25 protein-coding genes and 3 pseudogenes are annotated in these 25,983 nt (G+C 72.3%); 8 read left to right on the top strand and 20 right to left on the bottom strand.

Going from position 1 to position 25,983, the window contains the following annotated elements:
• The 3 genes and pseudogenes from ABZ374_RS42585 to ABZ374_RS42595 form a co-directional block, all read left to right on the top strand.
• Positions 1–117, top strand: a pseudogene (locus ABZ374_RS42585) (efflux RND transporter periplasmic adaptor subunit); the annotation flags it as partial.
• A 241-nt stretch (positions 118–358) separates the two neighbouring features.
• Positions 359–1,186 (top strand): MarR family transcriptional regulator, encoded by an 828-nt coding sequence (locus ABZ374_RS42590; protein ID WP_360322887.1) that lies wholly within the window; start codon positions 359–361, stop codon positions 1,184–1,186.
• Between the two features lie 577 nt (positions 1,187–1,763).
• A complete protein-coding gene (locus ABZ374_RS42595; RefSeq protein WP_360322889.1) occupies positions 1,764–2,885 on the top strand; it encodes a serine hydrolase domain-containing protein in 1,122 nt (373 codons plus the stop codon).
• Positions 2,886–2,964: 79 nt separating this feature from the next.
• On the opposite strand, the gene ABZ374_RS42600 is transcribed toward ABZ374_RS42595, so the two are convergent.
• The 4 genes and pseudogenes from ABZ374_RS42600 to ABZ374_RS42615 all read right to left on the bottom strand — a co-directional run bounded on the left by ABZ374_RS42600 (position 2,965) and on the right by ABZ374_RS42615 (position 4,830).
• Positions 2,965–3,138 (bottom strand): hypothetical protein, encoded by a 174-nt coding sequence (locus tag ABZ374_RS42600; RefSeq protein WP_360322891.1) that lies wholly within the window; start codon positions 3,136–3,138, stop codon positions 2,965–2,967.
• 230 nt (positions 3,139–3,368) lie between these two features.
• Positions 3,369–3,518, bottom strand: a pseudogene (locus ABZ374_RS42605) (antibiotic biosynthesis monooxygenase); the annotation flags it as partial.
• A gap of 21 nt (positions 3,519–3,539) precedes the next feature.
• Complete coding sequence (locus ABZ374_RS42610) at positions 3,540–3,728, bottom strand: hypothetical protein (RefSeq protein WP_360322893.1); 189 nt, start codon at positions 3,726–3,728, stop codon at positions 3,540–3,542.
• A 28-nt stretch (positions 3,729–3,756) separates the two neighbouring features.
• Positions 3,757–4,830: an alkene reductase gene (locus ABZ374_RS42615; RefSeq protein WP_360322895.1), complete on the bottom strand. Its 1,074-nt coding sequence runs from the start codon at positions 4,828–4,830 to the stop codon at positions 3,757–3,759.
• Positions 4,831–4,965: 135 nt separating this feature from the next.
• On the opposite strand from ABZ374_RS42615, the gene ABZ374_RS42620 reads away from it, so the two are divergent.
• Positions 4,966–5,361: a MerR family transcriptional regulator gene (locus tag ABZ374_RS42620; protein WP_360322897.1), complete on the top strand. Its 396-nt coding sequence runs from the start codon at positions 4,966–4,968 to the stop codon at positions 5,359–5,361.
• A gap of 83 nt (positions 5,362–5,444) precedes the next feature.
• Here the strand turns inward: ABZ374_RS42620 and ABZ374_RS42625 are convergent, their stop codons facing one another.
• Positions 5,445–5,999 carry a DUF4303 domain-containing protein gene (locus tag ABZ374_RS42625; RefSeq protein ID WP_360322899.1) on the bottom strand — a complete coding sequence of 185 codons (555 nt, stop codon included), beginning with the start codon at positions 5,997–5,999 and terminating at the stop codon, positions 5,445–5,447.
• 85 nt (positions 6,000–6,084) lie between these two features.
• On the opposite strand from ABZ374_RS42625, the pseudogene ABZ374_RS42630 reads away from it, so the two are divergent.
• Both ABZ374_RS42630 and ABZ374_RS42635 read left to right on the top strand, forming a co-directional pair.
• Positions 6,085–6,276: pseudogene (locus tag ABZ374_RS42630) on the top strand (response regulator transcription factor); the annotation flags it as partial.
• Between the two features lie 193 nt (positions 6,277–6,469).
• Positions 6,470–7,027, top strand: a complete 558-nt coding sequence (locus ABZ374_RS42635; RefSeq protein ID WP_360322901.1) for a hypothetical protein — start codon at positions 6,470–6,472, stop codon at positions 7,025–7,027.
• An 89-nt stretch (positions 7,028–7,116) separates the two neighbouring features.
• Here the strand turns inward: ABZ374_RS42635 and ABZ374_RS42640 are convergent, their stop codons facing one another.
• The 5 genes from ABZ374_RS42640 to ABZ374_RS42660 all read right to left on the bottom strand — a co-directional run bounded on the left by ABZ374_RS42640 (position 7,117) and on the right by ABZ374_RS42660 (position 13,508).
• Positions 7,117–8,433, bottom strand: a complete 1,317-nt coding sequence (locus ABZ374_RS42640; RefSeq protein ID WP_360322903.1) for an MFS transporter — start codon at positions 8,431–8,433, stop codon at positions 7,117–7,119.
• Positions 8,430–8,969, bottom strand: a complete 540-nt coding sequence (locus ABZ374_RS42645; protein ID WP_360322905.1) for a winged helix-turn-helix domain-containing protein — start codon at positions 8,967–8,969, stop codon at positions 8,430–8,432. The genes ABZ374_RS42640 and ABZ374_RS42645 overlap by 4 nt, the downstream gene beginning before the upstream one ends.
• Positions 8,970–9,149: 180 nt before the next feature.
• Positions 9,150–10,496 (bottom strand): aldehyde dehydrogenase family protein, encoded by a 1,347-nt coding sequence (locus ABZ374_RS42650; protein WP_360322907.1) that lies wholly within the window; start codon positions 10,494–10,496, stop codon positions 9,150–9,152.
• Positions 10,493–11,959 (bottom strand): GMC family oxidoreductase, encoded by a 1,467-nt coding sequence (locus ABZ374_RS42655; protein WP_360322909.1) that lies wholly within the window; start codon positions 11,957–11,959, stop codon positions 10,493–10,495. Before ABZ374_RS42655 ends, ABZ374_RS42650 begins: the two co-directional genes overlap by 4 nt.
• 10 nt (positions 11,960–11,969) lie before the next feature.
• The gene (locus tag ABZ374_RS42660; RefSeq protein ID WP_360322911.1) at positions 11,970–13,508 is read right to left on the bottom strand and encodes an APC family permease; all 1,539 of its coding nucleotides are present in this window, start codon (positions 13,506–13,508) and stop codon (positions 11,970–11,972) included.
• A gap of 95 nt (positions 13,509–13,603) precedes the next feature.
• Here ABZ374_RS42660 and ABZ374_RS42665 point away from each other — a divergent pair, with 95 nt between their 5' ends.
• A complete protein-coding gene (locus tag ABZ374_RS42665) occupies positions 13,604–14,368 on the top strand; it encodes an IclR family transcriptional regulator C-terminal domain-containing protein (RefSeq protein WP_360322913.1) in 765 nt (254 codons plus the stop codon).
• On the opposite strand, the gene ABZ374_RS42670 is transcribed toward ABZ374_RS42665, so the two are convergent.
• The 6 genes from ABZ374_RS42670 to ABZ374_RS42695 all read right to left on the bottom strand — a co-directional run bounded on the left by ABZ374_RS42670 (position 14,340) and on the right by ABZ374_RS42695 (position 20,661).
• Entirely contained in the window at positions 14,340–15,089 is a 750-nt protein-coding gene (locus ABZ374_RS42670) for an IclR family transcriptional regulator (RefSeq protein ID WP_360322915.1), read from the bottom strand. The two genes, ABZ374_RS42665 and ABZ374_RS42670, sit on opposite strands and share 29 nt — an antisense overlap.
• A 319-nt stretch (positions 15,090–15,408) precedes the next feature.
• The gene (locus ABZ374_RS42675; RefSeq protein ID WP_360322917.1) at positions 15,409–16,932 is read right to left on the bottom strand and encodes an AMP-binding protein; all 1,524 of its coding nucleotides are present in this window, start codon (positions 16,930–16,932) and stop codon (positions 15,409–15,411) included.
• The gene (locus ABZ374_RS42680) at positions 16,929–18,197 is read right to left on the bottom strand and encodes a thiolase family protein (protein ID WP_360322919.1); all 1,269 of its coding nucleotides are present in this window, start codon (positions 18,195–18,197) and stop codon (positions 16,929–16,931) included. Before ABZ374_RS42680 ends, ABZ374_RS42675 begins: the two co-directional genes overlap by 4 nt.
• Positions 18,194–19,129, bottom strand: coding sequence for a fumarylacetoacetate hydrolase family protein (locus tag ABZ374_RS42685; protein WP_360322921.1), 936 nt, complete (start codon positions 19,127–19,129; stop codon positions 18,194–18,196). The genes ABZ374_RS42680 and ABZ374_RS42685 overlap by 4 nt, the downstream gene beginning before the upstream one ends.
• 28 nt (positions 19,130–19,157) lie before the next feature.
• A complete protein-coding gene (locus ABZ374_RS42690) occupies positions 19,158–19,949 on the bottom strand; it encodes a cyclase family protein (protein WP_360322923.1) in 792 nt (263 codons plus the stop codon).
• 100 nt (positions 19,950–20,049) lie between these two features.
• A complete protein-coding gene (locus tag ABZ374_RS42695; protein WP_360322925.1) occupies positions 20,050–20,661 on the bottom strand; it encodes a TetR/AcrR family transcriptional regulator in 612 nt (203 codons plus the stop codon).
• Between the two features lie 496 nt (positions 20,662–21,157).
• On the opposite strand from ABZ374_RS42695, the gene ABZ374_RS42700 reads away from it, so the two are divergent.
• Positions 21,158–22,531: an FAD-dependent oxidoreductase gene (locus ABZ374_RS42700; RefSeq protein WP_360322927.1), complete on the top strand. Its 1,374-nt coding sequence runs from the start codon at positions 21,158–21,160 to the stop codon at positions 22,529–22,531.
• A gap of 265 nt (positions 22,532–22,796) precedes the next feature.
• On the opposite strand, the gene hcaB is transcribed toward ABZ374_RS42700, so the two are convergent.
• The 4 genes from hcaB to ABZ374_RS42720 are packed head-to-tail and all read right to left on the bottom strand — an operon-like array spanning position 22,797 to position 25,968.
• A complete protein-coding gene (gene hcaB, locus ABZ374_RS42705; protein WP_360322929.1) occupies positions 22,797–23,609 on the bottom strand; it encodes a 3-(cis-5,6-dihydroxycyclohexa-1,3-dien-1-yl)propanoate dehydrogenase in 813 nt (270 codons plus the stop codon).
• Positions 23,596–24,075, bottom strand: coding sequence for a bifunctional 3-phenylpropionate/cinnamic acid dioxygenase ferredoxin subunit (locus tag ABZ374_RS42710; RefSeq protein WP_360322931.1), 480 nt, complete (start codon positions 24,073–24,075; stop codon positions 23,596–23,598). The genes hcaB and ABZ374_RS42710 overlap by 14 nt, the downstream gene beginning before the upstream one ends.
• 13 nt (positions 24,076–24,088) lie before the next feature.
• Positions 24,089–24,637, bottom strand: coding sequence for an aromatic-ring-hydroxylating dioxygenase subunit beta (locus ABZ374_RS42715; protein WP_360322933.1), 549 nt, complete (start codon positions 24,635–24,637; stop codon positions 24,089–24,091).
• Positions 24,634–25,968: an aromatic ring-hydroxylating dioxygenase subunit alpha gene (locus ABZ374_RS42720; RefSeq protein ID WP_360322935.1), complete on the bottom strand. Its 1,335-nt coding sequence runs from the start codon at positions 25,966–25,968 to the stop codon at positions 24,634–24,636. The genes ABZ374_RS42715 and ABZ374_RS42720 overlap by 4 nt, the downstream gene beginning before the upstream one ends.
• Positions 25,969–25,983: the final 15 nt, after the last annotated feature.

Genomic DNA, 25,983 nt, shown 5'->3' on the forward strand with positions numbered 1-25,983 from the left:
CCCGGCGGCGGCACCCGGCTGTTGAAGGTCGAACTCGGGATGTTCGCCAACGGCCGGGTCGAGGTGACCGGCGACGGCGTGACCGAGGGACTGAACGTCGGGGTACCCAAGCCATGAGGAGACATCGCTCCTGGTGACCCGGCGCGCGTGGTGATCCCGATCGGAAGGACCCACGCGCCCCGTCGGGCATGCGGCGGGGTCCCGGGTCGGGGCCGACGGGTTCGTTCGTGTGACGGGACATCGATGTCGGCGGTTCGCCCGGCCGGGGGGCTCGCACCTGTTCGGCTGCCACGCCGGGGAGTTGATCCGGTGGCCCGGATCGCACCGCGGGACGTCGACCGCGGGCATGATGTGGGCCATGACTCACACGCCCCGCCGCATGTTCGAGCTCCTGGAGCCGATCTGCCTGGTCAGTTTCCTCGCCGGCGAGTGCAACGAGGAGATGGCCGCACTCGGCCACCGCACCTACTGGGACGGCTACTTCGCCGGCCGCGCGGCGCCGTTGGGGCGGGTGCCGGCGGAGGTCGTGCACGCGGCCTTCTACAACTTCGCCGAGGGGGAGGCCGCGCGGCACATCCCGAGCGCGTGGGAGACGATCCCGCCGGAGGCGTCCGTCGCCGCGCGGGAGCGGGGCAGCGCGGCCTCCCTGCGGCGGATCCTCGGCGCGGAGACGGCCGGCTCCCCGGGCCTGGCGCGCGCCGCCGACCTGACCACCAAAGCGGCGACGAACGCGCCCATGGAAGGACGGGTGATGTACGCCGGGATGCGCACCCTTGCGATCCCGAGCGACCCGGTTGCCCGGCTGTGGCATTCCGCGACCATGCTGCGCGAGCACCGCGGCGACGGACACATCGCCGCTCTCGTCGGGGCGCGCATCGGCGGCACGGAGGCCCATGTGCTCTCCGCGCTGGCGCAGGGCATCCACCCGCCGGAGTCGTTCGGGCGCATCCATCACCTGCCGAAGGAACGGCTGGCCGCGGTCATGAACGGCATGCGCGAGCGCGGACTGGTCGACAACGACGGCCGGTTCACCGACGCCGGCCGCGAGACCCGGGACCGCATCGAGGCCCTCACCGACGAACTCGCCGCCCCGCCGTACGACGCCCTGTCCCCCGCCGAGCTCGACGAACTGGTCGCCGAGCTCGAACCCATCACCGCGACGCTGGTGGCCGCGGGGTCGCAGTGACGGGCGGCGACTGACGGGGGGAGGAATCCACCGTCCGGCACGTCCGGTTCCCGGCCGCGTTCCCGGCCCGGTCCTCGGCCCGCTGTTCGCGCCCGAGGTGCCCGAGGTGCCCCACTCGACCCGTCGGCTTCCCGGCCGCATCCCGGCGCCGACGAGGTCCCCGGCGCGGTCGCGCCCGGGCGCCCGGGCGCGACCCGAACCGCCGTCCCTGTGGCGTTCGGGCCACGCCCGCCCCGGCGGTCCTTCGGGTGCCGGGGGCACAGTATGACCCGAAACCCCGGGTCGCGGGATGCGTCTTCGCGAAGTCGCTCCGCGGTCACCGGGTTCGGCTGTACGGGTGACCCCGTCGCTCGGAAATCCGGTGAACCGGTGGGCGCCCACCCACTCCGCAGCCGCCTCGTTCCACGACCGGGACGGGCACCCGCGCAACCCGTGGCGACGCCGTGGCGGAGGTAGGGGTATCCCCCCGGTGGATACGGCCACGAGCCCCATCGCCGAGGGCTGCCCTGCCCGACAAGCTTGTTGCCAACGGGGGTTCGACCCCGAGGTGCACGACTCGAACGAATCGGGGGCCGGCATGAAGCGCATGCATCGGGTATTGGTGACCGCGGCGACGGCGTTGGCGGTGGTCGCGGTGCCATCCGCCGCGCTTGCCTCGGCGGAGCAGACGGATCGCCCGGATCGCGGCGGGCTGCAGAAGGGGCTGGACGACATCACGGCGAACGGCGCCTTGGGTGCGCTGATCGAGGTGCAGCGCGACGGCCACGTGTGGCGAGGCGTCAGCGGCGTCGCCGAACTGGGCACGACGCGGGAGGTGCCGGCACAGGGCCGGTTCCGCGCGGGCAGCATCACCAAGACGTTCGTCGCCACCGTCGTCCTGCAACTCGTGGACGAGGGCTGGTTGCACCTGGACGACAAGGTCGAGAAGTGGCTGCCCGGCGTGGTCCCCGCGGGTGATCGGATCACCGTGCGGCAGCTCCTCAACCACACGAGCGGGGTGCCCGACTACCGTCGGACGCTGCCGATGCCACCGACGCCGGAGTTCGAGGCCGACCGGTTCCGCACCTGGTCCGCCATGGAGCTGATCCAGCGGGCGGTGACCCAGCCGGCGACCTCCGAACCGGGGGGCGAATACGCGTACTCCAACACCGGCTACCTCCTGCTCGGCGAAATCGTCCACAAGGTGACCGGCCGGTCGTATGCCAGGGAGATCGAGCGCCGAATCATCGAACCGCTGTGGTTGCAGGGCACCTCGCTGCCGGGGACGTCGTCGCGTATTCGTGGACCGCACCCGAAGGGTTACCTCCCGGTACGGCAGGGCAACGGGACCCGACTCGTCGACTTCACCGAGATGAATCCGTCGCTGATGGGCGCGGGCGGCGAGATGATCTCCACGACGGCGGATCTGAACCGATTCATGGCCGCGCTGGTCGGTGGGCGCCTCCTGCCGAGTCACCTGCTCGACGAGATGAAGACGGCGGGCGTCGAAGGGGGGCGGTACGGGCTGGGATTGCGTTGGCAGGACACCACGTGCGGGATTCCCGTGTACGGCAACGACGGCGATGCCCTGGCGTACCAGGCCTGGTCGTTCTCCACCCAGGATCGGCGCCGCCAGGTCACGATCGCGCTCACGCCCGACTTCCGCGGCGACCCCGACGACGCCGTCGAAGCCCTCCTGGACAAGGCGATCTGCGGCTGACCGCCAATCGGCGGGCCGAGGCGGCGGGCGGTCGGTGCGGCCGACTCGTCGGCCTGCGAATCGGCCCCGGGGACGGGCATCACGCCACGTAGGGGCGGGAAACGCCGGGCCACCCCGGCACCGTCCGGATCGGATCTGATCGGTCGAGGTCGGGGGCCCACGCGGCGGTGTGTACGACGGTTCCGGCGAAGGTGTCCAGGCCGGGGATGTCCGGGGTCATCGGGTCCTGGAAGAACCCGATCGCGCCGACCACGGCGTCGGCCCACTCCTCCCGCGCCCGACCGGCCGCGGACCGACTGGTGATCCGCCACCGCCGGCGGTCCTGGTGCCACGTAGGCGCCCGGCCGCGATCACCGCCCTCTCCCGACGCACCCCGGCCGGGGCCCGGCACGACCGGGCCCCGGCGACGGCGAGGGCGAGGGCATCGCAGACGCCGCGGCGCGGCGGGAGGCGTCGACGCGATTCGGCTCGACGGCGGGTGGCTCAGGCCCGCGGGTCTCTCTCGTTGCGCGCGTCGAACTTGCGCACTTCGTTGCGCATGTGCGGGCTCCACTTGGCGAAGAGTGCCCTGACCTCCGGCGTGGCCAGGTGTCGATCGAGCGCCTCCTGGGACGCCCATTGCTCCAGTACCGTGACGGTTCCGGTCGTCGCGTCCTACACGCAGAACGAGATGGACACGTTTCCGGGGTTCGCCGCGGCGATCGGGTACGTCGCCCGGGCCTCGGCGGCGAACGTTTCGATCTCCCCGGCGGGGACGAAGACCCGGCCGGCGATGATGATGTCCGTCCGGGCGGACGGTTCCGTTGCCGCGGTGTCGGCGACCTGGTCCCGAGGCGAATTCATTGTTCCTCCACTCGTCCGCCGCCTCCGTTCAGGCGGTGTACTGGTAGGCCGGGTAGGTGAGGTAGCCCGCGTCGCCGCCCTGGTAGTACGTGTTCTCGTCGGCGGGCGCGATCGGCAGGCCGGTGCGCAGCCGTTCGACCAGGTCGGGGTTGGCGATGAAGGCGCGGCCGAAGCTGATCAGGTCCGCTCCCAGCCCGAGCCAGTGGTCGGCGGAGGTCCGGTCGGTCTGCTTCGGGCCCATCGGGAGCACCGGGTTGACGACGAGGGTGCCGGGCCACCCGCGGCGCAGTCCGACCAGCACCTCCTCCGCTGCGGTCGCCTCCACGTGCACGTAGGCGAGGTCGAAGCGGGCCAACTCCGCCAGCAGGGCCGCGTACAGCTCCGGTACGTCCGTCTCCGCCACGTCCCAGAAGGTGCCGCCCGGGGAGAGCCGGATTCCGGTGCGGGCCGCGCCCACGGCGTCCACCGTGGCGGCGACGGCCTCGACGGCGAACCGGATGCGGTTGCGCACCGGGCCGCCGTAGGAGTCGGTGCGCAGATTGGCGTTGGAGGACAGGAACTGCGAGATCAGATAGCCGTTGGCGCCGTGCAGTTCGACACCGTCGAAGCCGGCGTCGACGGCGCGCCGGGCGGCCTCGGCGTAGGAGCGCGCCTGCTCGGGCACCTCGGCGGTCGCCAGTGCGCGGGGCACCGGCGCGGGCTGCGGCCCGGTCGGGGTGAACACGTTGCCCGCGGCGGCCACCGCGGACGGCCCGACCGGCTGCAGGCCGGTGGTGTCGGGGTGCGAGATCCGGCCGCCGTGCATGATCTGGGCGAAGATGCGCCCGCCGTTGGCGTGCACGGCGTCGGTGACGGGCCGCAAGGAGGTCACCTGCGCGTCGGTGTACAGGCCCGGCGTGCCCGGGTTGGACTGGCCGACGAGGCTCGGCTGAAGGCCCTCGGCGACGATCAGCCCGGCGGTGGCCCGCTGGGCGTAGTAGGCCGCCATGGACGGGGTCGCAAGCCCCTCCGCCGCGGCCCGGACCCGGGTCATCGGCGCCATCACGACGCGGTTGGGCAGTTCCAGATCACCGAGACGGTGACGGTCGAACAACGTGGTCATGCCGGTACTCCTCGTACGGCTCGTACTGCCCGGTACTGGTGGCGGGCCCTGGCGAACGGGCCCGGTAGTACGCTAAAACCTCACATCAATGTGAGAGGCAAGTCGTGTGACCGGGGTCACGGACAGGAGTACGAGATGCGGATCGGCGAACTCGCGGCGCGGACCGGAGCCAGCGTCCGCTCGCTGCGCTACTACGAGGAGCAGGGGCTGCTCACCAGCGTCCGCAGCGCCGGCGGGCAACGGCACTACACCGACCACGAGATCGAGCGGGTCGCCTTCGTCCAGCGCCTGTACGCGGCCGGCCTGTCCAGCCGCACCATCGTCGAACTGCTGCCGTGCGTGGACTCGCCCAGCGACGACCATTCCGCCGCCGCGATGGAGCGCATGCTCCAGGAACGGGACCGACTCTCCGACCACATCGAGGAGTTGCAGCGCACCCGCAACGCGCTCGACGTGCTCATGGCGGCGGCCCGGGCCCAGCACGACACCGGTCGGTCGAACTGCACGGCCGCGGCGACTTCGTTCGCCTGAAGCGCGCGGGCCGCTCCGCCGTCTCGGCCGGGGCCGTCGGGCAACGCCGTCGCACCGCCGGAGCGGGCCCGCCGCGGCGGCGGTTACCGGGGGCTTCGGGGCGCGGGCGCGGGTGCGTTCTCCGCGAGGTACGCGGCGGCGGCTGCCGGGGGGTTCAGGGCCAGGGCGCGGGCGGCGTTCTCGGCCTCGTCCCCGGGGACCTCGACGACGGCGACGATGGACAGGCGTCGCCCACCGTCGCCGAACAGCCCTTCCGCGTCGAGGCGGGCCATCGCCGCGACCATCGCGCCCAACCGCAGTTCGAACTCGGCCTCCGCCTCGTCGTCGGGGAGTTCGTAGACCTGCGGTCGGGCGTCGAAGAGACCTCGGATCGGGGCGAGGTGCCGCTCCCCGTAGGTGCAGAACGGCGAGTCCGCGTAGGACCACCGCAACAGGTCGGCCTCGGCCGGGGAACCGCCCGCCGCGGCGGCCAGGGCCTGGGTCGACCAGGCCGAAAGCGACGGGCCGAACGCCTCGCCCGGCGTGACCAGCGCGCAGTAGTAGAAGTCGTGCTCCGGGTATTCCCGAAACAGATCCGAGACGGCGGCACCGGCGGCCCGGTACACGGCTTCGGTGAGGTCCGCCTCGGTCGGTATCACGTCGACTCCCTTGTGCACATGCGCTCCCGGCCGGCGCCGCCCGCAGGGACCCGAGGTCAGGTGGTCGCCGTACCTTATCGCCGGCCGGATCGACGACAAGGCCTCCGGGTTCGGGCTCGGCGCCGACGACTACCTGACCAAACCGTTCGAGCTTCGCGAACTCGTCATGCGGCTGCGGGCGCTGGACCGCAGACGCGCGCACGCCCGACCCCCGATCAGCGAGATCGCGGGTCTGCGGCTGGATCCCTTCCGCCGGGAGGTCTTTCGCGACGGACGCCAGTGGCAGTGGGGGTGGGGAGCTCGCTGACGGCAAGACGTTTCGTCCTTCCGAGTGAACACCCGTAACCCCATGCGGACCTGCGTCGTTGCAAGATCGCAGTGCCTGCCATGTCCCACTCTCGCTGCCATGGCGGACGGCGCACGCGCCCCGCCGTCCCCACCACGGCCGCGTCCGTCTGCGAGGTCGACCCATGAACCCCACGCAACTCCTCGGCAGGGGACTCGCCTGCCTTCCGGCCGTGTTGGTGCTCACCGCGGCGGGCACCGCAAGTCCCGTCGGGCTCACCGCGCCCGCGCTGCCGGTGCCCGTGGTGCAGGTCTGCACCGGGTTCCAGACCGAGACGTTCGCGCCGGGATTGAACGCGACGCCGCGTCAGGTCGCCGGCCGAGGCGAGGGCGAGCTGACCTCGTGTCTGCCGTTCGGCGACTCGCTGCCCGCCTCGGGCCGCGTGACCTCCACGATGTCGGGGGTGATGACCTGCGTCGGGGGTACTCGCACCCGGGAGACGACCATCACCTGGGACGACGGCGGGAGCAGCACTCTCGAGGAATCCGGTGGCGTCGAGAGCCCGGTCGGCGGCAGGCGGGCGGCGGTCTTCAAGGGAAAGATCCTCTCCGGACGCTTCGCCGGCGCCACGACCGTCACCACCCGAACCCTCTCTCCCCTGCCGAAGCCTCCGTGCGCAACCGAGACGGGCCTCACCGAAGCCGCCGGCCCCCTGACGGTGGAAATCACCCACCTGCCCTGACCCAACGTCGGTCGTCGGGCCACGCGTTGCATCCCATGGAGGCCGGGCGCCCGTCGCTTCGAGCCGAGACGAGGAACGCCGAGTTGGGGTCAGCCCAGGCTCGACGACGTCGCGGGGGCCTGCACGCTGCCCTCCCGAACGGGACCCCCGGGTTCCGGGCGATCCGGGCCGTCGGCGAGGGCGGCGGCACGCAGCGCCGCTTCGACCCGGCGGTTGCCGGTCATGGATGCCGTGACGGCCGTCATCGTCAGGAGCAGGACGGCGGCGGCGTAGAGCGGGGTGCGGACGTCGTAGGCGGTGGCCAGCCAACCGCCGAGGAAGGCCCCGAACGGGGCGGCGCACATGGCCAGCATCCGGGAGGTGGAGGCGACCCGGCCCATGAGGTGGGCCGGGACGATCGCCTGCCGGAGGGAGGGGCCGAGCACCATCGTGGCGCCCATGCCCGCTCCGCAGACGGCGAGCGCCAGGCCCGCGACGTACGGGTTCGGGGCGGCGGCCAGGCCCAGGATGGCAAGCCCCTCGACGGCGGCGGTGCAGGTCAGTGCGGTGCCGGTGCCGAGTCGTCGGCCGAGCTGGGAGGCGATGCCCGCGCCGAGCAGGCCGCCGGTGGCCTCCGCCGTGAGGAGCAGGCCGAAGCCGTAGGTGTCGATGCCGAGGCGATCGTGCGCGAAGAGGGCGAGGACGGTCTCCACGGCGAGGAAGGCGACGTTCCCGATCGCCGGGCGGAGCGCGAGCCCGAGCAACAACCGGTCCCGGAAGACGTACGAGGCCCCGGCCCGCGCCTGCCGGAGCAGCGACTCGCGGGCCTCCGGCTCGGGCCGGGGCATGGCGGGCAGCGTACGTACGAGCAGTGCGGAGAGCATGAACGACACCGCGTCGGCGAGCAGCGGCAACGCCCGCCCTAGCGCGAGCAGCGCACTGCCCGCAGGCGGCCCGGCGAAGCCGGACGCGGCGATCTGGGTGCCGCGCAGGCGGGAGTTGGCGCGTTCCAGGAGTGCGGGATCGCGGCGGAGCAGATCGGGCAGATAGGCCGTGGCTGCCGTGTCGAAGAAGAGGCCGCCGACGCCGAGCAGGAAGGCGACGGCCGCGAGCAGTGGGATGCTCAGCACGTCGAGCACGGCCGCCGTCGCCGGGATGGCGAGCAGCACCGCACGTGCCGTGTCCGCGACCCACATCGTGCGCCGACGGTCCCAGCGGTCCACCAGCGCACCGCCGAGCACCCCGAAGAGCAACCACGGCAGCGTGCCCGCGGCCGTGACGACGGCGAGCGCCATCGGGTCCCGCGTCAACGTCAACGCGAGCAGCGGCAACGCGGCATGCGACACCCCGTCCCCGAGCGAGGACACCGTCTGCGCGGTCCACAGCCGTCCGAACCCGGTCGGCAACTTCCTTGCGTCCGAGGTCACTTGGCGTCCCCCTCGGTCTGCTCGGGCACGGCCGGGTGGAACAGTGCGAAGACGAGTGACGCGTCCGGCAGCGACGGATCGGACAGCTCCCGGTACTCGTCCGCCAGCGCATCCAGCCGCGCCCCCAGCTCCGCGAACTGCTCCTCGGTGAGCCGCAGATGCGCCATCCGCACGTGCCGCTCACCGTCCACCGGCGACGCCTCCAGGTCCGCCACCGCATGCCGCATCAGCACATCCGGCCCTCCCTCGCCCGGATCCGGGAGCACGATCGACCGCGCGGCCATCGCGTAATACCGCTCGGTGACCCCCCGCACCTTCCGCGTGCGCACCACCTTCACCAGGCCGGCCCGCTCCAGCAGCCGCACGTGATAGCTGGAACTCCCCTTCGCGAGGCCGACCCGCGAGGCGATCTGGGTGATCGTCGCCGGCTCGAAGCGGAGCACGGCCATGATCCGGTGACGCGTGAGATTGGAGACGGCGCGCAACTGCTCGTCGGTGGTGACGTGAATCGTCTCGGGGAGATCGTCCGTAGGCATGCGAGCAATGGTCAACACTTCTTGACCATTGCGCAAGGGGTTTCGTTCGGACTTTCCGAATCGGCGCCGACGGGGGCCGGCCGCAGCGCGACCGCCCGCCCGGCGCGCCGCCTCCGTGCCGGAGGCGGCCCGCCGGGCGCCGGGGCCCGGGAGTGGCTCGGGTGGCTCGGGTTCCGGGCGTTACGTGGTCCTGCTCATCACGTGCTTGATCCGGGAGTAGGAGTCCAGCGCGTGGATCGACAGGTCCTTGCCGTATCCGGAGTGCTTGAAGCCGCCGTGCGGCATTTCGGTCGCGTACACGCCGTGGCAGTTGATCCACACCGTGCCCGCGTCGATGTGCCGGGCCAGTCGGGCGCCCGTCGCCGCGTCACGGCTCCACACGGATGCCGCCAGGCCGAAGGGCACGTCGTTGGCCAGCCGGATCGCGTCGTCCTCGTCGGTGAACGGCTGGACGGTGAGAACCGGGCCGAAGACTTCGTGCTGCACGATCGCGTCGTCCTGGCGCACCCCGGTCACCACGGTCGGCGGGAAGAAGAAGCCGGGCCCGGGGGTCGGGGTGCCTCCGGTGACCACGGTGGCGTGCTCGGGCAGACCCTCCAGGTAGGCGGCGACCCGGGACAGGTGCGCCCGGCTGTTCAACGGGCCGACCTCGGTCCGGGCCGCGCGTTCGGCCAGCAGCGTGACCAGTCGATCGTGCACCTCGGCGGCGACCAGTACTCGGCATGCGGCGGTGCAGTCCTGGCCCGCGTTGTAGAAGGCGGCTTCCGCGATGCCCTCGGCCGCCTCGGCCAAGTCGGCGTCGGCGAGCACGATCGCGGGTGCGTCGCCGCCCAGTTCCAGGTGGAGCCGTTTGATGCCGGCGAGACCGGCCGCGGTGGTGACCTCGGCGCCCGCACGGGTGCTTCCGGTGAGGGAGACCAGGGCCGTCAGCGGGTCGACGACCAGGGCCCGGCCGGTGTCGCGATCACCGCAGACCACGTTGACCACGCCGGGCGGCAGCACCTGGTTGCAGATCTCGCCGAGCAGGAGGGTGCTCATGGGGGTGGTTTCCGCGGGCTTGAGCACGACGGTGTTCCCCGCGGCCAGTGCCGGTGCGAGCTTGTCGACCGCCGATCCCAGCGGGTGGTTCCACGGCGTGATCAGCGCGCAGACTCCCACCGGTTCGCGGGCCACCTGCGAGGAGTATCCGCGCACGTACTCCCCGGCCGTCGGCCCCGGGACGCCGCGCGCCGCGCCGGCCATGAAGCGCAGCACGTCCACGGCGGCGGGGATCTCCTCCTCCAGCACCTCCGCGTGGTCCTTGCCCGTGTTGCGGCACTCGGCGGCGGCCAGTTCCGGCGCCTGCTCGACGATCGCGTCGGCCAGGGCCAGGAGCACGTCCTGCCGCTCCCCCGGGGTGACGGACCGCCAGGTCTCGAACGCGATGGCGGCCGCGCGGACCGCGTCGGTCGATTCCGTGGACGACGCGGTGGGCATGCGGTGGTAGACCTCGCCGGTGCGCGGGTCGACAACGTCCTGGTGGATCACAGGGTCTCCTCGATGAAGGCGGCCACCCGCTCGCCGACCACCGTGGTCGGCAGGGCGGGGGTACTACGGGGGATGTCGGGGAAGATGGAGGCGTCGGCGACATGGAGGCCCTCAAGCCCGTGCACCCTGCCGGTGTGGTCGACGACGGCCGACGGATCGTCGGCCGGCCCCATCCGGCAACTGCCCGCCGGATGCCAGTAGTGCTGGTGCTTCGCCTTGATCCAGTCGTGGATGTCGCCTTCGGGGGTGAGCAGCGCCGGGCCCAGGTAGGGGGACAGGTGCAACTCCCTTGTCCAGTCCAGGCCGTGGGCGAGGGCCTGGACATCCTCCGGCCGGGTCAGGTAGGCGTGGTCGACCCGGGCGAGGGCGTACGGGTCGGCCGAGCGCAGTCGTACCGAGCCCCGGGAGCGGGGCCGCAGCAGCGCGACCGGCACGACGCAGCGCCAGCCGTGCTCCGTCGTCGCGTCGCGCTCGGTCCAGGGGTAGACGTGCAGGTCGTAGGGGGCGTCGCCGGCGTAGGGCGAGCGGAGCTTGGCCAGGGCCTGTTCGTCCGGCAACATCCGGGCCCGGGCGAACCGGGCCAGGTCGGCGGCAAGTTCCGCCGATCCGGCGAACTCGAGCTGAACCGACGGATGATCGTGCAGGTTCTCGCCCACTCCCGGGAGGTCGTGCCGCACCTCGACGCCGACCTCGGCGAGGTGGGCGGCCGGACCGATGCCGGAACGCAGCAGTACCTCGGGGCTGCCGTAGGCACCGGCGCCGAGCACCACGAGGTCGGCGCGGATCCGGTGCCGGCGGCCGTCGTGGATGACGTCCACCGCCACCGCCCGGCCGTTGTCCAGCACGATGCGATCGGCCTGCACGCCGCCGATCACGGTGAGGTTGCCCTGTTCGCGAACGGGATCGAGGTAGCCGAAGGCCGTGTTGACGCGCACGCCGTCGGGGGTGATGTTGACCGGTGCGCAGCCGATGCCGAGCCCGCCGGCGAGGTCGTCGAAGTCGTCGCGCACGGGCAGGCCGAGCGCCGCGCCCGCCGCGATGAAGTGTTGCTGGAACGGTTGGATCTCGTCCTGCCGATAGGTCCGCAACCGCATGGCCGCGGCGGCCCGGTCGAAGAACGGTCGCAGGGAGGCCGAGTCCCAGCCGGGGGAGCCGGCCGCCGCCCACGCGTCGTAGTCGCCGGCCCATCCGCTGCTTTGTGTACAGCCGTTGTGGGTCGAGCAGCCCCCGATCGCGCGGCAGCGCTCGAAGGCGTGCCGAGGTCCGCGATAGCCCCAGTCGTGCGAGGTCGGCAGGGTGGTGGCGTCCAGCAGGTCGGCGGGCCAGGCGGCGCGGTCAGGCCCGTAGTCGGGGCCCGCCTCCAGGACGAGCACCCGATGCCTGTGGGCGAGGCGGCCGGCGACGACGCAGCCCGCCGTACCGCCGCCCAGGACGATGATTTCGGCGTGGTCGGGGAACTTCAACGGTGGCTCCTCAGCCGGGGAGGGTGGACGTGGCGGGGGAAGCGGACGAGGGCGCGGCGGCGGCGAGGGTGCGGCGATGGCGCGCGCCGAGGGCGTGGAGGAGGCAACCGAGGCCGACGATGAGCACGATCGGGACGAGTTGCGTGGCGGTGTAGGCCGCTCGGTGCCCCTCGAAGCCGGCGGGCAGGTAGTCGGCCGGGTCGCCCGAGGTGCCGAACCACCCGACGCCCAGTCCCGGCCAGATCAGGGCGACCACGGTGAACGACATCGTGCCGACGGTCAGGGCGGTCGCCGTCCGGGCACCCGCGCGACCGCCGGGGACCCGGTAGGGGCGGTGTACGTCGGGGTACTTGCGGCGCAGCACCAGGAAGGAGGAGAACGTCAGCAGGTAGGAGATCGCGGTTGCCGAGATCGCCAGGCCGATGCCGGCGGTGAAGTACTTCTGCGCGTCGCCGTCGCTGAGGCCGATCGCGGCCAGCATCACCACGGCGGCGATCGCGGTGGACAGCAGATTGACCCGCGTCGGAGTGCCGCGTCGGGCGGAGATCGTGCCCAGCCACTGCGGTCCGGCGCCGTCCGCGCAGGCCACCGCCTGGGCCCGGCTCAGGCCCATGGCCCACGCGGTGCCACTGGTGAGCAGGCCGACGATCAGGCCGGCCGCCGCCACTTTGGCGAGTGCGGCGCCGGCGCCGGTGAGTACGACGGTGCCGTCGTCGGCGACGTGGCCGCCGTACACGGTGAACACCGCACGGCAGGCGTCGATGAATCCGGTCAGCGAACCGAGTTGGTCGCGGGGCAGCACCAGCAGGGTGCCCAGGATCGGGACGCCGTACAGCACGAGGGAGAGCAGGCCGCCGCGCAACAGCGCCGCGGGTACGTCCCGTTTGGGGTCGGCCATCTCGCCGGCGGCCGCGCTGGGTACCTCGAAACCCATGTAGTTGAAGGCGATGACCGGGGCGAGCGCGACCAGACCCAGATAGGTGGGGGTGTAGTCGCCGGGCGACAGCGGCTGCACGCCGTTGCGCAGCGCGAAGACGGTCAGTGAGACGACGAAGAAGCCCAGGAGCACGATCCGGGCGACCGCTCCGGCCACCAGGACCCAGCGGCCGACCACGACGGACGCGTGCACGGCGAGACCGGCCGCCCCGACGAAGAGCGCGCCGGCCAGGTACTGCCAGGCGCCCGGCAGCGGGTGGAAGAAGCTCTCGAACGTGGCGATCGCCGTCACGCACAGCGAGCCGCCGATCCAGACCGGGTTGGAGATCCAGTAGAAGACCTGGTTGAGGCCGGCGGTGAAGCGGCCGAAGGCCAGTTTGGTCCAGACGTAGGGTCCGCCCTCGTCCGGGAAGGCGGACCCGAGTTCGGCGATCAGGAGTCCGTAGGGCGCGAAGAACAGCAGCCCGAGCACGGCCAGCCAGGTCAGTCCCTCGGGGCCGTTCGCGGCCACCGAGCCCAGGGTGTCCAGGCCGACGATCGCGCACAACAGCATGGCCAGCACGTGGAAGCGCCGCAGCACGCGGCGGGATTGGGGTGGGTCGGCCGTCGTCATGCGGCCTCCTTCGTGGTGGGGTGCCGCAATCATGGAGAGTCGCGTTCACAATCGTCAATGACTCATGCGTAAATTGATCGCGCTAGGGTGGTGCGGTGACCACGACCTTCGACAAGGGCCTCGCCCTCCTGCACGCGGTCCTCGCCGCGGAACTGGGCTCGGCCGGCTACCCGGGCAATGTCCGACTCGCCGAACTGATCGGCGTCGACGCGGCCCAGGCGTCCCGCATGCTCAAGGACCTGGCCGCGCTGGACCTCGTCGAGCGCGACGAGCAAGGACGCGGCTGGCGCATCGGCCCCGCCTTCTTCGCACTGGCCGAGGCGGCGGCCGACCGACCCCTGCTGGTCGCCGCCCGACCGCCGCTGCGGGGTCTGGTGGCGCGCTGGCACGAGCCGGCCTGGCTCTCGGTGCCGTCCCAGGGCATGGTGCTCACGGTGGAGAGCCAGCTCAGCCACTGGTCGTCGTACGTTGCGGCGGCGCCCGGGGCCCTGACGCCGATCTGGTGTACCGGGCCGGGGCGGGCGTTGTTGCTCGATCACTCCGAGCAGGAACTCGCCGCGTTGCTCGGTGGCGTCGAATTCGTCGGCGGCGGCCCGCGGGCGGCTCGCGACATCGCCACGCTGGCCGGCTACAACGCGACCGCCCGGGCGGCGGGAGTGGTGATCGCGGACCGCGAATTCGAGCACGACGTGGTGGACTTCTCGGCCGCCGTACGGGACGAGTCCGACACGATCGTGGCCGCGCTGAGTCTCGCCGTGCCGCGCTTCAGGCTGGCCGGCCGGTCCGCCGAGATCGCGGCATCGGTGCGCGCGGCGGCCGCCGCGCTGGAGGTCAGGGCTGCGGCCGGCCGAGCAGCGTAGAGAGCCGATCGGCCAGATCCCGGATCACCGCGCCGTGCCGTTCCGCCAGCGGGGCCAGCCGGGCCGAGGGTCCCTCGGTGTGCAGCGCGCAGACGACCTCGCCGGAGAAGTCCCGCACCGGGGCGGCGACGGCGAACACGCCCGGCTCCGACTCCCCGTCCACGACCGCGTAGCCACGCTCGCGGGCCGCGATCAACCGTGCCTCGAACTCGGCCACTCCGCTCGGCGCCGCGGGTCCGTGGGCGATGAACTCGGTGTCGGCGAACACGATCTCCAGTTCCTCGCGGCTGCAGTCCCACAGCAGCGCCTGACCCGCGTCGTCGCAGTACAGCGGATACGAACGGCCCACCCACGACAGGCCCGAGGGCACCTCCTCCAGGAAGGCCACCGAGCCGTCTCCGCGCACCTCGGCCAGGAACGCACTCGCCCCGGTCGCCGCCACCGCCTCACGCAGGATCGCCGGCCCCTCGGCGCGCAGCCGCGCCCCGACCGCGCGGGTCGCCTGGCTGTAGAGCTGCCAACTCAGCGCATAGGCAAGCGTGTCGGGATCCCGAGTGAGCACACTCGCCGCCTCCAGGCTGTGCAGCGTGCGGGACACCTGGACCCGGTTGCGTCCCAACCGCTCGGCGATCTCCGTCGACGTCGCCGGACCCCCGCCGGCGGCCACGGCAAGCAGCACGTCCAGCCCACGGCCCAGACTCCTGACGGCTCCGGTATTCACCCGGCGATGATATCGACACCCGGGCAGCCCCATCCGAACCCTCGACATCGACCTCGGCGAGAGCCACCGGGCACCGACCACGCGGCGCGCCGGCCGCCGGTGTGGCCGGACACCGGCAGGGCCGGACCGGCGACCGGTGGCGGATCCAAGCGATCCGCACCGACGTGCCGGCCGCGGCACGCACTTCGACCGTCCCACCGCGTCCGTCGCCGGGCCGCTCGGGTGTGCGCGGTCGGGACGACCCGGGCCGGAAAGGCGTACGTGTCTCGAACGCGCCGCGTGGACGTGGTCCTGTCGGGCGGGTGTCGCGCCCTGCGGTTCACTGCGCCCGCAGTGCCTTCTTGTCGACCTTGCCGAGAGCGGTGAGCGGCAGTGTCTCGCGCAGGCTGATGTGTTTGGGCGTCCAGACGCCGCCCTTGGCCCGGCGTACGTGGTCGGCGAGTTCGCCGGCGGAGACGTCGTGGCCGGGATGCAGCACGACGGCGGCGGCGACCGCCTCGCCCCAGTGCGGGTCGGGTTCTCCGTAGACGGCGCAGTACGCGACGGCCGGGTGCTCGGCGAGGACGTCCTCGACCTCGCGCGGGTAGACGTTGAATCCGCCGGTGATGATCACGTCCTTGAGGCGATCGACGATGGTCAGCCGGCCCGACGGGTCGGCTCGGGCGATGTCGCCGGTGTGCAGCCACCCGTCGCGAAGCGCCGCGCGCGTCTGGTCGGGTTTGTTCCAGTAGCCGTCCATGACCAGCGGGCCGCGTACGCAGATCTCGCCCGGTTCGCCGGCCGCGACCGGGTGGCCGTCGGGGTCGAGCAGCACGATCTCGGTTCCCGGGATCGGGCGTCCGCACGAGGCCAGAACGGCGAGGTCGTCGTCGCGATGCTCGTCGGGGTCGAGCACGGTCAGCGCGTTGGGCGCCTCGGCCTGGCCGTAGTGCTGGCTGAGGATCGGCCCGAACCGGTCCCGGGCCTGGAGCAATCGGGTCGGGCTGGTGGGCGCGGCGCCGTAGAGGATCCAGGCCAGGGCGGACAGGTCGGCGGTCCGGGTACGCGGGTGGTCGAGGAGCGTGTAGAGCATGGTGGGCACCACGAACGTGGTGTTGACGCCCTCGTGCTCGATGGCGTCCAGGACGCGGTCCGGGTCGAACCCGGGATGGATCACGAAGGTCGCGCCGCGCAGCAGTCCGGGGGCGATCAGCAGGCCGGCGGCGTGCGACATGGGCGTGGTGACGAGGAAGGTGGTGCGCTCGGGCCAGGCCCACGTGGTACCGGCCCAGGCGTTGGCGGTGAGGGAACGGTCGCCGAGGACGACGCCTTTGGGTTCGCCGGTGGTGCCGCCGGTGTAGAAGAGGTAGCGGGCGGGTCCGCGTGGGTCTCGGGGTGTGGGGACGATGTGCTCGGCCAGGTCGGCGAGTTCGGACAGGGTCAGGACCCTGGTGCCGGCGCTCGCCGCGGCGGCGCGGTCGGCGAATCGGGTGTCGTCGACGACGAGCAGGTCGGCGCCGCTGTCGCGGAGCACGTACGCGTCGTTCTCGCTGCTGCCGAGCGGGTGCAGCGCGGTGAACCGGACGCCCGCCAGGCACGCGGCGACCATGACGGTGAACGCCTCGGGTCGGGGTCCGGTGAGCAGGGCCACCGCGCGGTCGGGGGCCGGCCCGTGCCGCCCCAGGACGGCGGCGACGCGTTCGATGCGGTCGGCGGCGGCACGGTAGGTGAGCGTGTGCCGCCGACCGTCCTCGTGCCACCGGAACGCCTCGCGGTCGGGGTGGCGACGCAGCGCGGACAACACCAGTCGGGCATAGCCGGCGTCGTGGTGCACGGCGTCGAAGCCGTCGGGTGTGGTGGTCATCGGGTGCCTCCCAGGATGGTGACGGCGGCGACGGCTTCCTCGATGCCGTACAGTCCGCCGCCGTTCTCCGCGACGGCGATCCGGGCGCGGGGGACCTGGCGGGGGCCGGCCTCGCCGCGCAGTTGGGTGACCAGTTCGAAGATCTGCGCGAGGCCGGTGGCCGATACCGGGTGTCCGCGCGATTCCAGGCCGCCGGACGGGTTGATCGGCAGGTGGCCGCCGAGCGCGCCGGCGCCGGACGACGACCAGGGGCCGCCGGCGCCGATGGCGCAGAAGCCGAGGTTCTCGACTTGTTGGATCTCGCCGAACGCGGTGGCGTCGTGGACTTCGGCGACGTCGACGTCCCGGGGTCCCAGGCCCGCCTGTTCGTATGCGGCGAGGGCGGCGCGGCGGCCGATGTGCTGCTCGACCAGGTCGGCGGCGCGCTCGCTCCCGGAGACGAGGGCACTGGCCAGGACGCGGACGGCTCGCGCGTTGCCGCTGGTCCGGGCCCGCGCGGCGGCGGCGCGCGTCACCACGACGGCGGCTGCCCCGTCGCTGACGGGCGAGCACATCGGCACGGTGAGCGGCCGGGCCACCTCGCGTGCGGCGAGGACCTGGTCGACGGTGAAGGACTTGCGGAACTGCGCGCGGGGGTTGTGCACGGAGTGCGCGTGGTTCTTGGCGGCGACGGCGGCCAACTGTTCGCGGGTGGTGCCGAAGCGGCGCATGTGGGCGCGGGCCAGGCAGGCGTAGATGTCCATGAACACCGACCGCTCGCCGGCGCCGGGGGCCGCTTCGGTGCCCGACGGCGTGTCCTCCGGGGCCAGGGCGCGCAGTCCGGCGAGCGTCTCCTCGCGGCGGTGCACGTCCAAGGCGCCGTCGAAGACGGCCAGTCCGCGTGCCGCGTCGGCGCACACCAGTTTGTCGACGCCGACGGCCAGGGCCGTGTCGGACATGCCGGCGCGTACGTGCGCGATGGCCAGCCACAGGGCGGTGGCCCCGCCGGCGCAGGCGTTCTCGACGTTGATCACCGGGGCCCGGTCCAGGCCCAGCGGGCGCAGGGCCACCTGGCCGGGGATCATGTGTTGTCCCTCGAGTGCCTTCTGGCTGACGTTGGCGTAGAAGACGGCGCCGATCTCGTGGCGGGCGACACCCGCGTCGCCCAGTGCGTCGGTGACGGCCGATCCGGCGAGTTCGGCGGCGGTGCGGCCGACGTGCCGACCGAACGGGGTGCAGCCGACGCCGGTGATCAGCACGTCGTCGGTGCCTGCGGACGCGGTCACGCGGTCACCACCGTGTTGCGCAGGACGCCGATGTCGGAGACCTCCAGTTCGACGGTGTCGCCGGGTTCCAGGAATCGGCCGTGTTCGATCCCGCAGCCGGTGGGCACCGTTCCCGAGCACAACACCTCCCCCGGGTACAGCCGGGTGGAGGTGGAGGCGAACGCGATCATGTCGGCGAAGGTGTGATCCATGTCGGCGCTGGTGCCCCGGCTGACCTCGGTGCCGTTGATCCGGGCCACCATGGACAGCCGGTAGGGGTCGCTCAGTTCGTCGGCGGTGACGATCCAGGGACCGAGCACGTTCGCGTCGGTGAAGTCCTTGGATTTGCTCAGGCCCAGTCCGGTGGCCATCTCCTCGCGTTGGGTGTCGCGCGCGGTGAAGTCGTTGAAGATGGTGTAGCCGAAGATGTGTTCGGCGGCCCGCTCGCGGGGGATGTCCGTGCCGCCGCGACCCAGGACGCAGGCGAACTCCAGTTCGTAGTCGCGCACCGTCGAGTACGCGGGCCAGCGCACCTCGTTCTCGTGGCCGGCGATCGCGAGGCGGTTGGCGATGTAGTACAGCGGGCGCTCCTGTTGCACCCGGGACAGTTCGACGCTGTGTACGGGCACGCCCTCGATCCGGGCTCGGGCGTTGCGGAAGTGGTCCATGAAGCCGCCGAAGTCGCGGATCTGCGGCGGGTTCGGCAGCGGCGAGCGCCAGCGAACGTGGGCCATGTCGACGACGGCCGCCTCGGGCGGGTCGGCGAGGACGCGGTCGATGGCCTCCCGGGCGCGGTCGCCGCCCTCGATGACGTCCAGGACCGAACGCAGCAACGGCGCGGTGTTTGCGGGCAGGACGTAGCCGGCGCGGTCCAGGAGGACGAGGCGTTGTCCGTCCTCCAGCACCACGGCCGCGTGGTCGGTCGCGTCGTAGGCGACGGTGGCGAGTTTCACGATGGGCCTCCTGGCGAAAGGGTCGGGGTCACACGAACGCGACGACGCGGGCGGGGGCGGCACTGGCCCGAGCCAGCTTCAGCGGGAAGAACGCCACCTTGAATCGGGCCGAGGGAAGGGCGGCCAGATTGGTGAGTTGCTGGACGATGAAGACCTCGCGTTCGCGGCCGGCCCGGTGCCCGTCCCACAGCACCGCGTTGTCGCCGCTCTCGCGGAAGGCGTGCGCCATCACGCCGAACGGCAGGTCCCAGCCGGCGGCGTCCGACCCGAGGACCTTGGCGCCCAGGTCGGCCAGGAACAGGGTTCCCTCGCGGCTCATCCCCGGGTAGCGGAAGAACTCCGGGTCGCCCGGCCCGAAGCCCTCCTGGCCGGTGCGCAACAGCACCGCTCCGCCCGGGGGCACCTCGGCGCCGGTGTCCTCGACGGCCGCGCGCAGCGCCGCGACCGGGATCGCGGTGTTCGGCCGGCAGCGGTCGCGCAGGTCGAGCACGATCGCCTCGCACCACAGTTCGTCCAGGGCGATGTCGGTGATGGTGCGCGCGGGGCGACCCTCGCACGTCGAGCCGTAGTGCAGCGGCGCGTCGACGTGCGTGCCCAGGTGGGAGCTGAAGTCGGCGAGGGTTTCCGAGCCCCATCCCTCGCCGTCCGGCAGGTCCTCGATCCGGCACCCCAGGGCCCGGGCGAATTCCTGCCGGCCGTCACCGGCCGGGTGCGCGTACGTCACCTCCGGCGCCACCACCCCCGCCAGCGCGCGCAGTTCCTCCGGTAGCCGGTCGCGGTCGGCCGGATCCAGCGTTCTGGTGAGATCGATCAACTGCATGGCGACGACACCTGCCTTTCGTTGGACACCCAACATAAACTTGGACGCTCAACACAGCAAGTGTCGGCCGGCAGGTGATCGACGGGGCGATCCGGTTCGGTCAGCCCCGAGGCGCGGCTCCGCCCGGGGCGGTGGGCAGCGCCCGGGAGTAGATCGTCTCCACCGCCCGGACCGCCTCGGCCCGATCGACCGCCGCGGGATCCAGCCGATGCTGGAGGTTGATGCCCAGGCTCGTACCGAGCATCGCCACCGCCACCGCATCGGGGTCCAGGCCGTCCGTGACCGAGGGGGTCACCTCGCGCAGATAGTCCGCGTACATCCGGCGCAGCGCGACATACTGCGCGGCATACGCCCGTCCCACCGCGGACTCCCGACTCACCGCGTCCAGCAGCAACGTGGCGTAGATCCGGGCCTCGGGCCGCGACATCAACGCGAAGTTGGCCGCGGTCAGCGCCGCCGCGCCGGGCGGCCCCTCGGCGAGTCGGGCCTCGAGGAACTCGGTACCGCGGCGGAACGCCTCCTCCACCACGGCCACCAACAGGCCGTCCTTCGACCCGAAATGCCAGGCCACCGAGCCCCGACTGATCCCCGACCCGTTCGCCACCGCCTGGATCGACATGGCCGCGGCCCCGCCGTCCGCGACGAGCTCGAACGCGGCCTCCACCAGACGCCTGCGCGTCTCCTCCGAGATCTCCTGCTGACGCCTTGCCATCCCCGACTCCTCGTCGTGCCGATCCGTTCCGCCCGCGGACGGCCCCGTGGGCCCACGCAACGGACAGGCGTCCGCGAACCGGACGCATGTCCAACCCTACGAAGTCACGGGCCGCCGTCGATGCGCGCTCCCCACGCGTCCCACCCGGAGCCGGGCCGGGCCATTGTCGGCGCCCACGCGAAACCGCTCCCGCGAGGTCGTCGCGGGTCCTCGCTCGCACTGGGGCGCCGCACCGGGCGCGGCCGGCGAAGCCGGTGCTTGCTCCGGGTGGGGGGCGGCGTCCCGGGCGTACCGGGCCGGGGCGCATTCCGGATCCGGGCGTGCCGCCGACCCTCGGCTCCGCCCGGCCGACGGCGCCGTCCCGCCCCGCGTGGGGCAAGCCCGGGCAGTGCACGGACGTGTTCCGGCCGTCGGGACGGTCCGCTGTGCGGGGCGGGATCCGTTCATAGCCTTGCGGCCTTCCGTCCCGTGCGGGACGGGGAGACCGGAGGTACACATGGGCGACGAGACGCAGCACCTGGTCATCGTCGGAGGGAGCGCGGCCGGCATCTCCGCCGCGCTCGCCCTGCGCCGGCACGGCTTCGCCGGGCGCGTCACCGTCGTCGAGGCGGGCGACGAACTCCCCTATGAGCGACCGCCGTTGTCGAAGGCGTTGGCCGGCGGCGAGCACGCCTTCCTGCATGCGATCCTGCCCCGGCAGGCGTATGCCGAGCACCGCATCACCCTGCTGACGGGCACCCGCGTCCTGGCCCTGGACCCCGACCGTCGGGCCGTCGAACTGGACGACGGGCAGACGCTGTACGCCGATCGAGTGCTGCTGGCCACCGGCGTGCTCGCGCGCACCCTGCCGGTGCCGGGCGCCGAACTACCCGGCGTACTGACCCTGCGGGACGTGCGCGACGCCCGAGCCCTCGCCGCCCGGCTGCGCGCCGGCGGGCCGGTGGTCGTGGTCGGCGGCGGCTTCATCGGCCTGGAGGTCGCCGCGGTCGCGCGCGAGGCGGGCCTGGACGTCACCGTGGTCGAGACGGGCGCCCGACCGTTGGCGGGTCCGCTCGGCCCGGTGTTGGCATCGCGGGTGACCGCGCTGCACGAGCGTGCCGGGGTGCGGCTGCTGACCTCGGTGTCGGTGACCGCGTTCACCGGCACGACCCACGTCACCGGGGTCCGGCTGACCGACGGACGGATGTTGCCGGCCGCGACCGTGGTGGTCGGGGTCGGGGTGCGGCCCGACACCGCGCTCGCCGAGGCCGCCGGCGTGCTCTGCGAGGACGGCATTGTCGTCGACCGGCACTGCCACACCAGCGTGCCGTGGATCCTCGCCGCCGGCGACGCCACCAACCAGCCGCATCCGCACCTGCCCGCCCGGGGCCGGATCGAGCACTGGGACAACGCCGTGCAGCAGGGCGCGGTCGCCGGCGCCGTGCTCGCCGGTGTCCCGGAGAGCCACACCGCGCTGCCCTACTTCTACTCCGAACAGTACGGCCGGACCCTGCAGATGTACGGACGCCCGGCCCCCGGCGACGAGTTCGTCCTGCGCGTCGAGGCCACGAACGTGGTGGACCCGGTGGACCCGGCCGAGGCGGGCGGGCCGGCGGACGGCGGCTTCCTCGGCTTCTGGACCCGCGCGGGCGTGCTGATCGCCGCTGCCGGCCTGGACCGTCCGCGCGAACTGCGCGCCGCACGCGCGCTCATCGAACGTCGCCTGCCCGTGGACGCCGCCGCGCTGGCCTCCCCCACGACCGACCTGCGGGCCCTGGCCAAACCCTCCACCGCACCCGGCCCCTTGGCGGCCCGGCTCCGATCCCGCCCCGAGACCCGCCCACCCCACACGGCCGGCACGAGCATCGCGAGCAGCAAGGAAGTACCGTAACCCGGCAACCCCGAGGCGAAGGCCGCCCCGCCCGCGACACTGCGTCGTGGGCGGGGCGGCCTTCGCGTCCGACCGTGCTCCCCGGGCCGGAAGTCGCTTGCCCCAACAGCGGTGCCGGTGAGGGCCGTTGTCCGCGGACCACAACGCTCGCGCACGCCGCACGGTGTCCCCGGACGAGGCCCGGTGCCGACCCACGCACAACGCGTCGACCGGCGTGCCGAATGGGCACGCCGGTCGACGCGTTCGGACCGTCAATCGCGGCGGGTCACCCGGCCTGTGCTCCGGGGGCGGGACGCCGGCGCGGGATGCCGGTGGTGCTGATGTCGATCACCGCTCCCGTCGTGGTCGCCGACTCCCGTGCGGCGAGCAGCACGTACGGCCCGACGCCGTCCTCGGCGCGCACCGCCACGCCGAGCGCGGAGTGCTCGGTCACGATGCGGTCGATCGGCACCTCCCGGGCGATCGTGGTGTCCGCCAGTCCCATCGCCCTCGGTCCGCTCAGGCCGGTCGCCATCGGGCCCGGGGCGACCGCGTTCACCCGGATCTCCGGGGCCAGTTCGTAGGCGAGCTGGCGAACCAGGCCCAGCCCCGCGTGCTTGGCCGCGGTGTACACCGGTCCGCCCCCTGGGCCGGGGTAGAACGAGGCGTTGGACAGGGTGAACACGATGCTCCCGCGCGACCTGCGCAGCAGCGGTACGGCGGCCTTCGCGCCCAACAGGTAGCCCTTGACGTTGACCGCGAACAACTCGTCGAAGCCGGCATCCAGGACGTCGGCGGGGGTGTCGGTCAACGAGCGGGCGAAGTCCCACAGTCCGGCGTTGCCGACGAAGGTGTCCAGGCCGCCGAACGCCTCCTCGGCGCACGCGCAGGCACGCTCGTGGGCCTCGTAGCGGGTCACGTCGCCGACCACCGTACGAACCGAATCACCGAATGCGGCGGCGAGTTCGGCCAGTCGCTCGGCGGAGCGATCCAGCACGACCACCCGCGCGCCCTCTTCGACGAAGCGTTCGACGACCGCCCGACCGACGCCGGATCCGCCGCCGGTGACCAGGATCGACGAGCCCTCAAGCCACCCCATGGCCGGCCCCTTCCGCGTCCCGACCGCCCGAGTCCGCGCCGACGGTGCGCGAGCCGAGCACATCCGCGCCGACCGGGTGCGAACCGTCCGCATCCGCATCGATCCCGCCCGCACAGGGCCCCTCGATCCGGCCGTCGCCGTCCCGATCGAGGCGCACGTACACCTCCGTCCCCTCGACCCGCACCTCGTGCGTGGCCAACGGCCGGAAGGCGGGTGCGGCAAGTGCCGCGCCGGTGCGCAGGCAGAACTTCGCCAGGTGCAGCGGACATTCCACCGCGCCGTCCTCCACCCAGCCGTCCGCGAGGGAGAAGTCCTCGTGGGTGCAGGTGTCGTCGACGCAGAAGAACTCGCCGGCGGACCGAAAGACCGACACCGGTGGGGTGGTGTCCAGCCGCAGTGCCTGATCCTCGGGGATCTCGTCGACCCGACCGGCTCGGATCCACGGCTCCCGGGTGTATTCGCTCATAGGTAGATCCCGCTCATAGGAAGATGCTGATGCTCGGCGCCAGGAGCGTGGTGGTGTCCAGCACGATCCTGCGTCTGGCGATGCGGAAACCCGGCTCCTGCGGCACACGGCGCAGCAGGTCGGTGCGTTCGCCGAAGAAGGTGTCGTGGTGGCGTTCGGCCCGACTGCGCAGCACATGGAAGTTGACCCGAACCTCGAACTCGCCGGTGTCCAGCAGGACCGGCCGGATGTTGGTGATCAATCGGCGGGTCCTGGACGGGGGTTCCTCCGACCACGAGCGGCCGGAGGCCAACCGGCGCACCCGTCCGGTCAGGAACGCCTTGTCGTCGTCGAAGAAGGCCGCGCCGTCCGGCCCGGCGACCTCCAGATCGCGTTCGCGAACGGTTCGGGTCATCCGGGTCGGCAGCCAGTAGTGGATGTCGTCGTCGAAGAGTTGCAGCCAGTCATCGAACCGCTGGTCGTCCAGGAGTTCGGCCTCCAGGTAGAGGAAGCGCTCGATTTGGTAACGGGTTTCGGCATCCACGTCGGTGCGCGTGGGTGGGGTGGCGGCGATGTTGCTCATCCGCGGTGTGCCTCCTGTTCCCGCTGCCGGCGGGCGTTGTCCCGCTCGGCGATCTCCGCCCAGCTCAGCCCGGCCATCAGGTCGGCCCAGCGCTGGTACATGCCGCGGGCGGCCATCTCGGTGTACATGTCGTCGGTGACCCTGCCGGGCATGCCGTCGGTGCCGTGCCGTTCGTGGCCCAGGCCCATCCGTGCGTTGAACGTGGTCCTGCGTGCCTGGTGGCCGCGCAGGACCTGCTGGATCTCGGTCCAGTTCTCGCCGTCGTCGGTCTCGAACACGCCGGCGGCGCTGAAGGTACGGATGGTGCTGGTGCGGACCGCCTGCTTGGCCGGCTCGTCGGCGTCCTTGGGCAGGTAGGTCCAGGACCAGACCTCGATCTGGCCGGGTCCGCGCGGATGCCAGACCCGCATGGTGTTGTTGATGGTCAGCCAGGAGAAGTTGGGGAAGACGGTGTTGTGTCCGTTGACGGCCAGTGCCCGCTGTTCGCCGATCCGGCGGTAGATCTGTTCGCGGTTGGCCACGACCCAGGCGTCGAAGTCCGGCCCGGCCTGGGTGGGTACCAGGTCGGGGCGCAGTCCGAAGCCCGAGCCGTGGCCGTTGTCGGCGTACTGTCGGCCGGGTGCGGCGGCACTTTGTTCCTGGAACTCGGCGAGTACCGCCGGGTCTTCGATCAGCGCGACCAGCGCGGAGGCGTGCGAGGACGGCACGTGGTACATGTCGCTCGCGAACTGCTCGGCGGCGAACTTCCAGTTGCAGTCGATGACCCATTTGGTGGCGCCGGGTACCAGGGTCAGGCCCTCGTCGTAGCGGTCGGCGAGGGCGTCGAAGTACCACACCATGTCGCCGAGGTAGTCCTCGAAGGAGGGGGCGCTCTCGTCCCAGGTGCCGAAGATGAAGCCCTTGTGGTTGTGCAGGCGCGGCACCTGCGTCGGGCCCCACTTCGACTTGTCGATCTCGTCGTGGTATGCACGGTCCTGCATGGGTACGTTGACGAGTTCGCCGGCCAGGTTGTAGCCCCAGCCGTGATAGGTGCAGGTGAACGCGCGGGCGACGCCCTCGTCGGCGCGGCAGATCCGCATGCCTCGATGCCGACACTGGTTCAGGAACGCCTTGACGGAGCCGTCCCGTTGGCGGACCACCAGGACCGGGTCCTCGGCCATGTAGGTCTGCAGGAAGCTGCCCGGCTTGGGGAGTTGGGTGTCGTGGGCGAGGAACAGCCAGCTCCGGGCGAAGACTTGTTCGAGTTCGGCCTGGTAGATCTCGGGGTCGGTGTAGATGATCGGGTTGATCAGTCCCTGATCGGGTCGGACCAGTTCGGTGACGTCGAACATGGCGGGCCTTTCTCG

The organism is Embleya sp. NPDC005971 (assembly GCF_040629175.1).
Classification (GTDB): Bacteria; Actinomycetota; Actinomycetes; order Streptomycetales; family Streptomycetaceae; genus Embleya.